At 61.6% G+C, this 12,631-nt stretch carries 13 protein-coding genes; 3 read left to right on the top strand and 10 right to left on the bottom strand.

All coding sequences use genetic code 11. From position 1 onward, the window contains the following. The first annotated feature begins 11 nt into the window (after positions 1 to 11). Positions 12 to 806 (top strand): DUF1700 domain-containing protein, encoded by a 795-nt coding sequence (locus tag H597_RS0114385; protein ID WP_028102772.1) that lies wholly within the window; start codon positions 12 to 14, stop codon positions 804 to 806. A gap of 11 nt (positions 807 to 817) precedes the next feature. Continuing rightward, entirely contained in the window at positions 818 to 1,633 is an 816-nt protein-coding gene (locus H597_RS0114380; RefSeq protein WP_035374246.1) for a head GIN domain-containing protein, read from the top strand. Here the strand turns inward: H597_RS0114380 and H597_RS0114375 are convergent. The 8 genes from H597_RS0114375 to kbl all read right to left on the bottom strand — a co-directional run bounded on the left by H597_RS0114375 (position 1,617) and on the right by kbl (position 10,623). Next, positions 1,617 to 2,828 carry a TIGR03862 family flavoprotein gene (locus H597_RS0114375; protein ID WP_028102770.1) on the bottom strand — a complete coding sequence of 404 codons (1,212 nt, stop codon included), beginning with the start codon at positions 2,826 to 2,828 and terminating at the stop codon, positions 1,617 to 1,619. The two genes, H597_RS0114380 and H597_RS0114375, sit on opposite strands and share 17 nt — an antisense overlap. A gap of 123 nt (positions 2,829 to 2,951) precedes the next feature. Continuing rightward, positions 2,952 to 3,770: a substrate-binding domain-containing protein gene (locus H597_RS0114370; RefSeq protein ID WP_028102769.1), complete on the bottom strand. Its 819-nt coding sequence runs from the start codon at positions 3,768 to 3,770 to the stop codon at positions 2,952 to 2,954. A gap of 166 nt (positions 3,771 to 3,936) precedes the next feature. Next, on the bottom strand, positions 3,937 to 4,191 hold the full coding sequence (moaD, locus tag H597_RS0114365; protein ID WP_028102768.1) for a molybdopterin converting factor subunit 1: 255 nt from the start codon (positions 4,189 to 4,191) through the stop codon (positions 3,937 to 3,939). 1 nt (position 4,192) lies between these two features. Further along, complete coding sequence (locus tag H597_RS0114360) at positions 4,193 to 5,389, bottom strand: molybdopterin molybdotransferase MoeA (RefSeq protein ID WP_154668111.1); 1,197 nt, start codon at positions 5,387 to 5,389, stop codon at positions 4,193 to 4,195. 9 nt (positions 5,390 to 5,398) lie between these two features. Further along, a complete protein-coding gene (thrC, locus tag H597_RS0114355; protein ID WP_028102766.1) occupies positions 5,399 to 6,874 on the bottom strand; it encodes a threonine synthase in 1,476 nt (491 codons plus the stop codon). A 164-nt stretch (positions 6,875 to 7,038) separates the two neighbouring features. Continuing rightward, the gene (locus tag H597_RS0114350) at positions 7,039 to 8,418 is read right to left on the bottom strand and encodes an L-serine ammonia-lyase (RefSeq protein WP_028102765.1); all 1,380 of its coding nucleotides are present in this window, start codon (positions 8,416 to 8,418) and stop codon (positions 7,039 to 7,041) included. A 20-nt stretch (positions 8,419 to 8,438) separates the two neighbouring features. Further along, on the bottom strand, positions 8,439 to 9,401 hold the full coding sequence (locus H597_RS0114345; RefSeq protein ID WP_028102764.1) for an NAD-dependent epimerase/dehydratase family protein: 963 nt from the start codon (positions 9,399 to 9,401) through the stop codon (positions 8,439 to 8,441). A gap of 19 nt (positions 9,402 to 9,420) precedes the next feature. Continuing rightward, on the bottom strand, positions 9,421 to 10,623 hold the full coding sequence (gene kbl, locus H597_RS0114340; protein ID WP_028102763.1) for a glycine C-acetyltransferase: 1,203 nt from the start codon (positions 10,621 to 10,623) through the stop codon (positions 9,421 to 9,423). Positions 10,624 to 10,701: 78 nt separating this feature from the next. On the opposite strand from kbl, the gene H597_RS0114335 reads away from it, so the two are divergent. Beyond that, positions 10,702 to 11,313, top strand: coding sequence for a helix-turn-helix domain-containing protein (locus tag H597_RS0114335; protein ID WP_211232048.1), 612 nt, complete (start codon positions 10,702 to 10,704; stop codon positions 11,311 to 11,313). A gap of 392 nt (positions 11,314 to 11,705) precedes the next feature. On the opposite strand, the gene H597_RS0114325 is transcribed toward H597_RS0114335, so the two are convergent. Further along, positions 11,706 to 12,185, bottom strand: coding sequence for a hypothetical protein (locus H597_RS0114325; protein WP_028102760.1), 480 nt, complete (start codon positions 12,183 to 12,185; stop codon positions 11,706 to 11,708). Positions 12,186 to 12,348: 163 nt separating this feature from the next. Next, a complete protein-coding gene (locus H597_RS0114320; protein WP_028102759.1) occupies positions 12,349 to 12,615 on the bottom strand; it encodes a hypothetical protein in 267 nt (88 codons plus the stop codon). Between the last annotated feature and the right edge of the window lie 16 nt (positions 12,616 to 12,631).

Here is a 12,631-nt window from a genome sequence, read left to right as displayed (position 1 = left end):
AAAAGTTTCCAATGAGCAAGACAGAATACCTCGACGCACTGAAGAAGGCCCTTACCGGCTTGCCGCCCGACACGGCGGCCAAGACCATGGCTTATTACGAACAGTGTTTCATCGACGGCCTGACCGCAGGCAAAACCGAAGATGAAATCGCCGCCGAACTGGAGCAGCCGCGCAAGATCGCCATGACCCTGCGCGCCAATACCCACCGCAGCGCGTTCGAGCAGACCCGCCATCCGGCCGACCTGGCCCGCACCGTGGTGTCGCTGTTCGGCCTGGGCATCTTCAACCTGTTCATGGTGGTGCCGGCCGCCGTCTTCTCCGCTCTCCTGGTTTCGCTCTATGCCGCGGCTTTCGCCCTGTACGTCAGCGGAATTGCCGTTACGGCAAGCGGACTGGCGGGCGCCAACGATCTGGTGCTGACGGGACTGGGCGGTCCGCTGCGCCACGCCGTCGCCTTCATCGACAATAAAACGGACGACGAAGCCCGCCTGCACACTCGGATTTCCATCAGCGACCAGGGCGTCGATGTGCTGCAGGAAGCGTCGCCCGCACTGCGCCAGGAACTCGAGCAAGCCGATAGCCACTCGGAAAAATGGCTGGACGGTGCGGAAGCCATGGCGGAAAGCGGCGTCCACATCACGTCCGACCTGGATAACGAATCGCGCGCCACCCAGACCGCGGTCGGCATCGGCCTGGTGTTGCTCGGCATCGCGCTCAGCCTCCTGAGCCTGGTCGCGACGCGCTACTCGCTGATCGGCCTGAAGCGCTATATCCAGATGAACGCGGCACTGCTGCGCAGTCGCTAAAAGGAATCGCCATGAACCTCCGCTCCCTGCTCAAGATCGGCCTCGGGATGGCCTTGCTGGCCGCGCTCCTGACCGCCGTCACCTACAGCATGCTGCGCGCCCAGGGTGCCGCCAACCCGACCAGCGTTGCCGGGCGCACCGCCCGCACCGAACTGCGCGAAGTCAGCGCCACGGTTACGACCGTTGAGCTGGTGGGGCCGATCAACCTGCACCTGAAACAAGGCGACGTGGCGGCCCTGAAAGTACGCGGCGAACAGCGTTTGCTGGCCAATATCGCCACCGAACAGGACGGCACCACCCTGCGCATCGGCTCCAAAGGCTTGTTGTTGCACCCGCGCCGCCCGATTGAAGTGGACCTGGTGCTACCGTCGCTGCATGAGCTGGTGATCAACGGCAGCGGCGACAGCACGGCCGATGGCTTCAGCGGCGAGACCCTCAGCCTGCAGCTGCAAGGATCGGGCAACCTGAATTTCGACGGCCGCTACAAGAACGTCGAAGCGGGCCTGCACGGCAGCGGCGACCTGAAGCTGAATACCGGCCAGGGCGAGAAGGTGATGCTGGAAATGGTGGGTTCGGGTTCGATCTCGTCCAGCGGCAGCTGCAAGGAACTGTCGGCCGAACTGACCGGCTCAGGCAAACTGGATGCCGAACACCTGGCGTCCGATAAAGTCGCGGTCACCCTGCAGGGTTCCGGCACCAGCATCGTCTTTGCACGCCATTCAGCCGATCTCACCGTCAAGGGCAACGGCGATATCCATGTCCTGGGCAATCCCTCCGACCGCAATGTAAGCCGCAGCGGTTCAGGTGGCGTCAGCTGGGTTCACTAAGGTAGCGTAAAACGTCCCGTCCGGCGGCCAGCCCGCTGGCGAAACAGGCGGTGAGCAGGTAGCCGCCGGTGGGCGCTTCCCAGTCCAGCATTTCGCCGGCCACGAACACGCCGGGCACGGCCTTCAGCATCGTCCCATCCAGCGCTTCGAAACGTACCCCGCCCGCGCTGCTGATCGCCTCGTCGATCGGGCGCGCTGCGTGCAGTGTGACCGGCAAGGCCTTTAGGGCCGCTGCCACGCGCATGGGATCGTGGAAGGCCTCCTTGTCCAGCGCTTCGTGCAGCAAGCCGGTCTTGACGCCTTTGATCTGCAGGCGGCTTTTCAGGAAGCTCGACATCGAGCGCGAGCCGCGCGGGTGCGACAACTCCTGCTGCACGCGTTGCAGTGGCCAGTCGGGCAGCAAATCCAGCTCGATGGTGGCGCTGCCGTGGGCCGCGATGCGGTCGCGGATGCCGGCCGATAGCGCATAAACCAGGCTGCCCTCGATACCGGTCGCCGTGATAACCAGCTGGCCCTTCCTGCCGCCGATGGCCACGGTGGTGAGCGGCTGGCCGGCGTATTTTTCGGCGAAGTGGGAACTCCAGCTTGCATTGAAGCCGCAATTGGCGGGCACCAGGGGCGCCACGTCCACGCCGCGCCCTGCCAGCAAGGCTTGCCAGGCGCCGTCAGAGCCAAGCCGCGCCCAGCTCGCGCCGCCCAGGGCCAGTATCACAGCGCTGCGGCGTACTTCATGTTCGCCGTCCGGCGTCTCGAATCGCAGTGCGCCGCCATCCGACCAGCCCAGCCAGCGGTGGCGCTGGTGGAAATGCACCCCGCTTTCGCGCAAGCGGTGCAACCAGGCGCGCAGCATGGGGGCCGCCTTCATTTCGGTGGGGAAGACACGGCCCGAGGTGCCGACAAAGGTGTCGATGCCCAGGCCGTGCACCCATGCCCGCAAGTCGTCCGGCGTGAACTTGTCCAGCATGGGCTGCAAACAGCCGGCACGGCTGCCATAGCGCGCCACGAAGGCGGCATACGGCTCCGAATGGGTGATATTCATGCCGCCGCGCCCGGCCAGCAGGAATTTGCGGCCGACGGAAGGCATGGCATCGTACAGGTCGACGCGCACCCCGGCGGCGGCCAGCGCTTCGGCCGCCATCAGTCCGGCGGGGCCGCCGCCGATCACCGCTACCCCTTGTAATTGTTTGCTTTCCATAGGGGCAGCATTGTATTCGATCTCGGGCGATTGGCTGCCAGGAGTTCCGCGCAGTCTTGTGGCCTGATTGCCGCCGCTGCGCCATCGGCGAGCGGCCCAGAGAAACTAGAGCTGCCCATGCTTTCAATCCAGGTAAGGGACGAAGTCGAATGCCGACAGGATGCCGTTCACTTGCGCCGAAAGACAGAAGGCAAAGAAGCTGCGGGCTACGCCGGTCGGCGCATCCCGGCTGGCCAATGTCAGGGCGCGGCAGACCGGATAGCTGCCATTGCGGATATTCGCGCTGCTAGCCGCCACGCCATCAATTGGGAGCAGGCGCACCGACACCCCTTGCGAAATTGCGCGCTCCACCGAACCGACGGATACATAGCCGATGGCGTTCTCGCAGGCGGCAATGACAGCCAGTCTCTCAATATTGGACTCCACCACGGAATTGAGATTGAAGGCTTCCAGCGGCTGCCTAAGGAAGCGCGCGAACAGCGCACTCGATGCATCCGCGCGCGCGCCGCCCAGCGCATAGATGGAATCAGGCTCGCCGCCGGCGAAGGCCCAGTCCCGCGCGTGCCCCGTGAAGATGGCCCGCAGTTGCTCGACGCTGAGCTGGCGCAGCGGGTTATTCGCGTGCACCGCCACGCCGACGCCGTCGCGTGCAATGGGAATGCCGTACAAATCGCGTTCGGACGGATCCAGCGACCTTGATAGCATGGCAATGTGGGCATAGCCGGCGCGCACATCATCGAGCCCGCGCGCCGAGCCGCCAAGCTCCGCGTCGATGGCCACTTCCGGATGCAGCAGGTGGTATTTGGCGGCGATTTTGCTGAGCAGCGGCCCCATCGTGCAGGAACCGGCGATATGCAGCTTCGATGCACGTACGCGTGGCGGTACGGCGATGGCACCGGGCGAGGTGCTGTTCAGGCCAAGGGCGGCAAAAACGAATCCCATTGCGACTCTCCTTGCGTGGAAGGGAATAAGCCGCAGGGAGGAGGCGACGGGGAATTAGGGGGAGCTGGCGCGGCACAGGTTTGGGGCCGCTTGGGAACAAGTATAGCTTGGCGATGAACCTGGTCAACTACAACAGCTGTATGTTGCATACACACAGCAACAAGTCTTAACCGCCTGTCACTGGTGGGAAAAAGGCAATTTCATCACCCGGGGCCACTGCCGCCGCCGCATCGCACATGCGCTGGTTGCAGGCCATGCGCAGCGCACGGCCTTCGGCCAGGGCGCTCGCCCAGGGTTCGCCCCGATGGCGTAGCCAGGCGCGCACGTCGCCCACCGTTTCCACGCCATCGGGCATGACGACCTGTTCGCCGCCGCCCAGCGCCTCGCGCACGCTGGCAAAGTATTTAAGGTTGATCAACATATCAGTACATCAATTCACTGAAGGGAATGAAGCGCACCAGATCGCCCAGCGCGATCGGAGTTCCCGGCGGATTATCCACCAGACCGTCGCCCCAGACCGTGGACGTCAAGACCCCCGAACCCTGGTTCGGGAACAGGTCCAGGCCACCCTGCGCATTCAGCTTCACGCGCAGGAATTCGTTGCGGCGGTCGGCTTTCAACCAGTTGAAATCGGCGCGCAACTGCATGCCGCGTGGCTGAGCGGGGACGTCGGCGCCCTGCAGCCGCAGCAGGAACGGGCGCACGAACAACAGGAAGGTGACGAAGCTCGACACCGGATTGCCCGGCAGGCCAAGGAAAAAGGCCTGCGCTACTTCGCCGAATGCCAGCGGCTTGCCCGGCTTGACGGCGATCTGCCACATATTCAGCTTGCCTTCCGCTTCGACGGCCGGCTTGATATGGTCTTCCTCGCCGACCGATACGCCGCCGGAAGTGATGATCAGGTCATTGCCGTCGGCAGCCTGGCGCAGCACACTGCGGGTCGCATCCAGCGAATCCGGCACGATGCCGAAGTCGCGCACTTCGCAACCCAGGTTTTCCAGCAGTGCACGCAGCGTGAAACGGTTGGAATTGTAGATGGCGCCTGGCGCCAGCGGCTCGCCCGGCATCGCCAGTTCGTCGCCGGTAAAGAACACCGCAACACGCAGCTTGCGCCGCACCGTCAGCTGCGCCATCCCGATCGATGCGGCAAGGCCCAGCTCCTGGCTGCGCAGGCGCGTGCCGGCGGCCAGGATCACGCTGCCTACGCCGATATCTTCGCCTGTGCGTCGTATCCATTCGCCTGCTTTCGGCACGTGGCGGACCGTCACCAGCCCGTCGCCTGCCTCGCACTGCTCCTGCATGACCACCGCGTCGGCACCTTCGGGAATCATTGCGCCTGTGAAGATGCGCGCGGCGCAACCTGGCAGCAGCGGCTGGCCGACATGCCCTGCCGGAATGCGCTGCGTGACGGTCAGGGTCGCCTCGCCGCTGGCACAATCGGCGGCACGCACAGCATAGCCGTCCATCTGCGTGTTGTCATGGCCGGGCACATTCATGTCCGATACGACAGCACGCGCCAGCACACGGCCATTGGCTTCCAGGGTGGGAATATCTTCCACTTCCGCCACCGGACGGGCGGCGGAGAGCAGGAAATCAAGCGCTTCGCGCACGGCAAGCATTGCCATATTTTACAGTCCCGTATTGGCGGCGATGTAGGCCTTCATCTTGCTTACATCGGCTGGCATGACTTCAAAACGCTGCGGCAGCGCTTCAATGTTTTCAAAACCTGCCGGGCGCTCGGCATCTTCGCCCAGCGCCTCCAGGATGGTTTCGTTGAATTTGGCAGCCTGCGCGGTTTCCAGCACGATCATCGGCACGCCCGGTTCCAGGTTTTCCTTGGCGACCTTGATGCCGTCTGCCGTATGGGTATCGATGACGATGCCGTAATCGTCTGCCACATCGCGAATGGTCTGCACGCGGTCGTCGTGGGTGGATTTGCCGGACTTGAAGCCGTACTTGGCCACCTGCTGGAACTCATCGCCGTCGCTGCCAGGACCACCGGACAGGTCAAACCCGCCTTCGGTTTCAACTTTTTTGAACAGCTCGCGGACACGCTTGCCATCGCCCTTCACCAGGTCGAACACAAAGCGCTCGAAGTTCGAGGCCTTCGAAATGTCCATCGAAGGGCTGGAGGTGTGGTACGTTTCCGCCGATTTGCGTACGCGGTAGATACCGGTACGGAAGAACTCATCCAGCACATCGTTTTCATTGGTCGCCACGACCAGCTTATCGATGGGCAGGCCCATTTGGCGGGCGATATGACCGGCGCAGACATTGCCGAAATTGCCCGATGGGACGGTGAAGGAAACCTTCTGCTCGTTGCTCTTCGTGGCGGCAAGATAGCCGCGGAAGTAGTACACCACCTGGGCCACCACGCGCGCCCAATTGATCGAATTCACGGTGCCGATCTTCTGACGGGCCTTGAACTCCAGGTCGTTCGAGACTGCCTTGACCATGTCCTGGCAATCGTCGAAGACGCCTTCCACCGCGATGTTGAAGATATTCGGATCCTGCAGGCTGAACATCTGGGCGGTCTGGAAGGCGCTCATCTTCTTGTGCGGCGACAGCATGAACACCTTGATGCCCTTCTTGCCGCGCATGGCATATTCGGCCGCGCTGCCGGTGTCGCCGGAGGTCGCGCCGAAAATGTTCAGCTGGGCATCCTGCTTGGCCAGTGCATATTCGAACAGATTGCCGAGCAATTGCATCGCCATGTCCTTGAAGGCCAAGGTAGGCCCGTTCGACAGGGAGTGCAGCAACAGCTTCTTGCCATCGGTTTCTTCCAGCACGCGCAGCGGGGTGATGTCGCCAGCATGTTCGCCTTCGCGCACGTTGCGGTACACGTCGGCGGCGTAGGTCTTTTCGGCCAGTGCACGCAGATCCGCTTCTGGGATGTCGCCGGCGAATTTTTTCAGGATTTCCACCGCCAGGCTTGCATACGGCAGATGGCGCCACTTGTTCAGCTCTTCGCCGCTGACTTGCGGGTATTCCACCGGCAGGTACAGGCCGCCGTCAGGCGCCAGGCCACCCAGGAGGATGTCGGAAAATTGCTGGAGGGAGTGTGATGCAGCCGACGCGTCGGCCCGGGTAGACACGTATTGCATAGAATAGAAAGTCCGGTGGCGGGTGAAACGGACACCTATTATAGTCCGGCCGGAGTTTCTTTGTGAATTGAGCCAGTTTTAGAAATTTTCTACTGAAAACCGTCAGGCTGGGGAGGCGGGATCTGCCCCTGAAGGCAGGATCCCAGCTTGCTGGCTTTGCAGCTTCAGCAAGCAGCGTGGTTCACGGTCACCACATGGATGGCCAGGCCGCCCAGCGAAGTTTCTTTATACTTCGCCTGCATGTCGGCGCCGGTCTGGCGCATCGTCTCGATCACATTGTCGAGCGTGACGAAGTGCGTCCCATCGCCCTTCAAGGCCAGCGAAGCGGCGGTAATCGCTTTCACCGCTCCCATGCCATTGCGTTCAATGCAAGGAATCTGCACCAGGCCGCCGATCGGGTCGCAAGTCATGCCCAGGTGATGCTCGATCCCGATCTCGGCCGCATTCTCGATCTGCGCATTCGAGCCGCCCAACGCGGCCACCAACCCGGCAGCTGCCATCGCGCATGCCACGCCGACTTCACCCTGGCAGCCTACTTCCGCACCCGAAATCGAAGCGTTGCGCTTGCACAGCATGCCGATCGCAGCGGCGGTCAGCAGGAAAGCGCGCACGCCGGAAACCGGGTCGACCGGTTTACAGTCTTCCGCATAATATTTCAGCACAGCGGGAATGATGCCGGCAGCCCCATTTGTAGGCGCCGTTACAACACGTCCGCCTGCGGCGTTCTCTTCATTGACCGCCATCGCGTACAAACTGACGCCATTCAGCGCATCATGCGGCAGCTGGTTGGCGACATCGCCGGCCTGCGCCTGGCGCCACAGATCGGCCGCGCGGCGCTTCACATTCAGTCCGCCCGGCAGTTGGCCTTTGGTCTCCAGGCCGTGCTGGATGCAGTCGCGCATGACGTGCCAGATGCGGTCCATGCCGGCATCCAGCTCCGCTTCGGAAATGCGTTTCAGCTCATTTTCACGCAGCATCTGCGGGATCGATTTGCCGCTGCTGACGCCATGGCCCAGCAGCTCCGCCATGGTGTTGAATGGATAAGGCAGGCGCACGGCAGGCTTGCCGTCCGTATTCGCCACCTCGCCTTCGGCGTGAATGAAACCGCCGCCGATGGAGTAATACACCTTGGTCATCGCGCTGCCATCGGCACGCTTCAGGGTGAAACGCATGCCGTTCGGGTGTTCCGGCAGGTTCTCGGACATATGGAACACCAGGTGCTGCTTGCGCGCGAACGGAATCGTCTTCTGGCCCAGCAGGCTCAGTTCACCGTCCACGTCGGCAGCGGCCAGCATATCGTCGACCGCGTCGGGATCAACGCCCTGCGGCGTCTCACCCATCAGGCCAAGCAGGACGGCCTTGTCGGTACCGTGCCCGATGCCGGTCAGGGCCAGCGAGCCGAACAGCTCAGCCGTCACCGAAACGACATCGTCCAATGGACCGTTTTCGACCAGGAAGCGGCGCGCCGCCACCATTGGTCCCACCGTATGCGAGCTCGATGGGCCAATGCCAATCTTGAATAAGTCGAAAACACTCATGTCCATTGTTGCTTGTCTCTCTCTGGTTATGCGGCCTCGCTGAGGCTCACGTCAATATTCGCCAGCATGTCCTTCACCATCTCTTCCACGCCGATGCGCGCTTTCCAGCTCCAGTCCTCGCTTGCCTTGGAGTCGTCCAGGCTGCGCGGCCAGCTGTCGGCGATCGCCTGGCGGCTGTCCGGCGTGTAGGCGATCTTGAAGTCAGGCACTGCGCGGGTAATCGCGGCGGCCAGTTCTTCCGGATTGAAGGAAACGCCGGCGACATTGTACGACGAACGAATCTTAATTTGTGCAGCCGGCGCGTCCATCAATTCAATGGTTGCGCGAATCGCGTCGGGCATGTAGATCATCGGCAGCGTGGTCTTCGGACCGAGGAAGCAATCGTAGCGTTCACCGCGCAGCGCCGCGTGGAAGATCGCAATGGCGTAGTCGGTGGTGCCGCCGCCTGGAGGCGATTTGAAGCTGATGATGCCCGGGTAGCGGATCGAACGCACGTCCACGCCGTACTTCAGGAAGTAATATTCGCACAGTCGTTCGCCTGCCAGCTTGGAGATGCCGTAGATCGTGGTCGGGTCCATGACCGTGTATTGCGGCGTGTTCTCGGCCGGTGTGTTCGGGCCGAACGCGGCGATCGACGACGGCCAGAAGATGCGCAGCGGCTTGCCCTGCTCGCCGCGCTCGCGTGCCACTTCCAGGATATTCAGCAGGCCGTCCATGTTCAGGTCCCAGGCCTTCAGCGGCGCAGCCTCGCCGGTGGCGGACAGCATGGCAGCCAGCTGGTACACCTGGGTGATGCCTTCGGCGGCCACCAGCGCCTGCAGCGCCGCCTTGTCCATCACGTTCAGCACCTGGTAGCGGGCCGCGTTGTACTTGTTGACCGGGCTGATGTCCGTCGCGATGACGTTCTGTGCGCCATGCTGATTGGCCAGCGCTTCCACCAGTTCACTACCGATTTGGCCGTTTGCGCCGATGACGAGGATTCGTTCCATGATTCTTGCCTATTCCTGATTAGTTCTTGATGATGCCCAGCTCTTTGCCGGCTTGTTCGAATGCCGCGAGGACCTTGTCCAGCTGTTCGCGGGTGTGGGCTGCGGACAGCTGCACGCGCACGCGCGCCTGGCCCATCGGCACCACCGGATAGAAGAAGCCCGACAGCAGCACGCCCAGCTCATACATGCGGGCCGCGAACTTCTGCGCCACCGGCGCTTCAAACAGCATCACAGGGACGACGGGATGGGTGCCCGGCTTGATGGTGAAGCCGATGCGCTCGATCTCCTTGCGGAAGTAAGCGGTGTTTTCGTGCAGGCGGTCGCGCAGTTCGGTCGAAGCGGACAGGCGCTTCAGCACTTCCAGCGAGGCGCCGGCGATGGCTGGCGCCAGCGTATTAGAGAACAGATAAGGACGCGATTTCTGGCGCAGGGTGTCGATCACTTCCTTGCGGCCGGAAGTGAAACCGCCCATCGCGCCGCCCAGGGCCTTGCCCAGGGTGCCGGTAATGATGTCGATCTTGCCCAGCACATTGTGGTGTTCGTGCGTGCCGCGGCCGGTCTTGCCCATGAAGCCCGACGCGTGGCATTCGTCGATCATGACCAGGGCGCCGTATTTCTCAGCCAGTTCGACCACCTTGTCCAATTGGGCAATGGTGCCGTCCATCGAGAACACGCCGTCGGTCACGATGACCTTGTGGCGCTTGTCGGCGGCCGCCTGCAGCTGCTTTTCCAGGTCGGCCATGTCGTTGTGGGCGTAGCGGAAGCGCGCAGCCTTGCACAGGCGGATGCCGTCGATGATGGAAGCGTGGTTCAGCGCATCGGAGATGATGGCGTCGTTTTCGTCGAACAGGGGCTCGAATACACCGCCGTTGGCGTCGAACGCCGCCGCATACAGGATCGTGTCTTCCGTGCCCAGGAATTCGGAGATGGCCTTTTCCAGCTGCTTGTGCACGGTCTGGGTGCCGCAGATGAAACGCACCGAGGACAGGCCGTAGCCGTACTTTTCGGTAGCCTCGATGGAAGCCTGCGCCACCCATTCCTGGCCGGACAGGCCCAGGTAGTTATTGGCGCACATATTGATCAGGGTACGACCGTCTTCGGATTGCACCTCGCTGCCCTGGCGCGATGCGATGACGCGTTCTGGCTTATACAGGCCATCACCGCGCAGCTTCTCCAGGTTCTGTTGCAGGCCGGTGTAAAACGCATTCGTCGCTTGGCTCATGGTCGTCCTCTGATGTAAAGTTTACTCTTATTTCACTAATCCGACTGGAATTCACTATATTGAACGTAAATTCGATATATGGGATCCTACTTTACTATATTGAACATTGCAAGCGTGAAGTCCACCGTTCCCACCAACGCCCCGCCGGAAGTCGGCGCCGCCCTGCAGCGACTGCGCCTGGCGCGCGGTCTGACCCTGGAAGACCTGTCCCGCATCGCCGGTGTTTCCAAGTCCATGCTATCCCAGATTGAGCGCGAAAAAGCCAATCCAACCATCGCCATCACGTGGCGCCTGGCCAATGCGCTCGGCGTGCAGATCGGCGAGCTGCTGGCGGACGGGGAAAAGGATGTCGAAGCGATAAAATTGGTGGATGCGCACGAAACCCCTACCCTGCCTGGGGCCCATGCCGGATATATATTGCGCATCCTCGGCCCCATGGAACTGGCCGGCAAATATGAATGGTACGAACTGACCCTTGCGGCAGGCGGCGAACTGGTGTCGCAGCCACACGATCCTGGCACCATGGAGCATCTGACGATCCTGCACGGCTCAATGGAACTGGAAGTGGGATCGAACAAGAAGAAGATCAAGCTGGGCGGCACGGCTCGCTATGCAGCCGACGTGCACCACGCGATCCGCAACCCCGGCAAGTCTGAAGCCAAGGCTTTACTGGTTGTGATTCACCGCTGACAAATGGGGAAGAATTTATCGAAAGTGCTACGCGCCCTGTCCTACGCGGTGTTAGTCACGGGGATCGGCTGGCTCGCGTGGAGCGATTCGCGCACTACCGGGCACTCTTGTCAGAATGCGGGATGTGTTGGTTCAGGAATCGGGGACGCCATACTCTGGCTGATTACGGCGATTGCGTTCCTTATGGCCTCCGCCCTGCTGAATGTGATAGCGTTCTTCAAGCAGTCATCGCCGAGAAGCATAGGGCGGAAGATTGAAGTCACATTATTCGTTCTGCCTTGGGCCTTGCTTCTGTCGCTGTTTATCTATCGGTTTGGATAGAGTGCCAAGGGATCCGCGCGGCACCGTGCGCGGCCCTGTCGGCCCACTCTCAATGTGCCTGCAAGCGCACCTCAATTTTTGGGGCCGACCGCCTCTTCCAATGCCTGTGCCAACTTGCGCCTGAGCGCCTTGCACTGCTCCAGCTCCATAGCAAGCGGTGGGCTGCTATAACTCGCGCCTGACTTCAGCGAAATCCGAATATAGCACTGCCTGTGGGATTTTCCTGGCGTGCCAAACAGCACGTCCGCAACTGCGTCCGGCGCAACCGTAAGGTCTTTTGCAAACGGCCCCGCAAACCTCAGCCGCAGTCCGGAACTCCTTACCTCGGCCTCGATGAACCGGGCGTAGGTTGCGGAATAGGCGCCCCAGGCGACAAGAAACAGACCGATGAAGCCCATCGCCATCGCTGGCTTTAGATACCATTTCCTGCGCCGGCTCCAGGCGGCGAGCAAGACAACTGCGCCCATCAGAATAATCGCGATCAGGCCGATGGTAACGGACCTGGAAAAAGAATCCGCCAGCTCATTGGGCCTTGCGAAGAACTGGATCATTGTCCAAACTCCATGCGATCTAAAGAAGTTTTCTTAGCCTGCGAGAAAATCATCCAGACGATCAAGCTTCGCTCAAAAGCCTCGCGATCTTCTCCGGCGCGTTGCAGCGATGAGGCACCGTCGCGAAAGAAGATCAGGAATGAGCTATTCAATGCGATGCCGGCTAAACCTGGTTCGACTCGGAGTTCAGCCAATTGAAAAGGAACCCGCCACGCTTGATAAGATAGACGCCTACCCCGACAAACAGCACAGCCTCCAGGCACCAGCTCGCGAAGAGCCCCGCGCTGTTCGACATCAGCATTTGTCCGGCGGACCCGGTCGGAACCGCCAGGATATTTTCAATCACCAACAGCGCGTACCTCAAGCCGTTGAGAAGGAGTGCAACGCCGGTAGCCCGAACCAGAAGCCAGCAAATTTCTTTTTTATTCATTCAATTCGACCAGCTG

The organism is Pseudoduganella violaceinigra DSM 15887 (assembly GCF_000425385.1).
Lineage (GTDB): Bacteria > Pseudomonadota > Gammaproteobacteria > Burkholderiales > Burkholderiaceae_D > Rugamonas > Rugamonas violaceinigra.
The sequence above is the reverse complement of the archived record's forward strand: the minus strand, read 5'-3'. Positions and strand labels throughout refer to the sequence as shown.

Bases quoted from the DNA above. Each gene is read 5' to 3' on its own strand.
- H597_RS0114375 (WP_028102770.1), bottom strand. From the start codon at position 2,828: ATGGAAAGCAAACAATTACAAGGGGTAGCGGTGATCGGCGGCGGCCCC.
- H597_RS0114335 (WP_211232048.1), top strand. From the start codon at position 10,702: ATGGGATCCTACTTTACTATATTGAACATTGCAAGCGTGAAGTCCACC.
- H597_RS0114320 (WP_028102759.1), bottom strand. From the start codon at position 12,615: ATGAATAAAAAAGAAATTTGCTGGCTTCTGGTTCGGGCTACCGGCGTT.
- thrC (WP_028102766.1), bottom strand. From the start codon at position 6,874: ATGCAATACGTGTCTACCCGGGCCGACGCGTCGGCTGCATCACACTCC.
- H597_RS0114380 (WP_035374246.1), top strand. From the start codon at position 818: ATGAACCTCCGCTCCCTGCTCAAGATCGGCCTCGGGATGGCCTTGCTG.
- H597_RS0114325 (WP_028102760.1), bottom strand. From the start codon at position 12,185: ATGATCCAGTTCTTCGCAAGGCCCAATGAGCTGGCGGATTCTTTTTCC.
- H597_RS0114345 (WP_028102764.1), bottom strand. From the start codon at position 9,401: ATGGAACGAATCCTCGTCATCGGCGCAAACGGCCAAATCGGTAGTGAA.
- H597_RS0114350 (WP_028102765.1), bottom strand. From the start codon at position 8,418: ATGGACATGAGTGTTTTCGACTTATTCAAGATTGGCATTGGCCCATCG.
- H597_RS0114370 (WP_028102769.1), bottom strand. From the start codon at position 3,770: ATGGGATTCGTTTTTGCCGCCCTTGGCCTGAACAGCACCTCGCCCGGT.
- H597_RS0114360 (WP_154668111.1), bottom strand. From the start codon at position 5,389: ATGCTTGCCGTGCGCGAAGCGCTTGATTTCCTGCTCTCCGCCGCCCGT.
- kbl (WP_028102763.1), bottom strand. From the start codon at position 10,623: ATGAGCCAAGCGACGAATGCGTTTTACACCGGCCTGCAACAGAACCTG.
- H597_RS0114385 (WP_028102772.1), top strand. From the start codon at position 12: ATGAGCAAGACAGAATACCTCGACGCACTGAAGAAGGCCCTTACCGGC.
- moaD (WP_028102768.1), bottom strand. From the start codon at position 4,191: ATGTTGATCAACCTTAAATACTTTGCCAGCGTGCGCGAGGCGCTGGGC.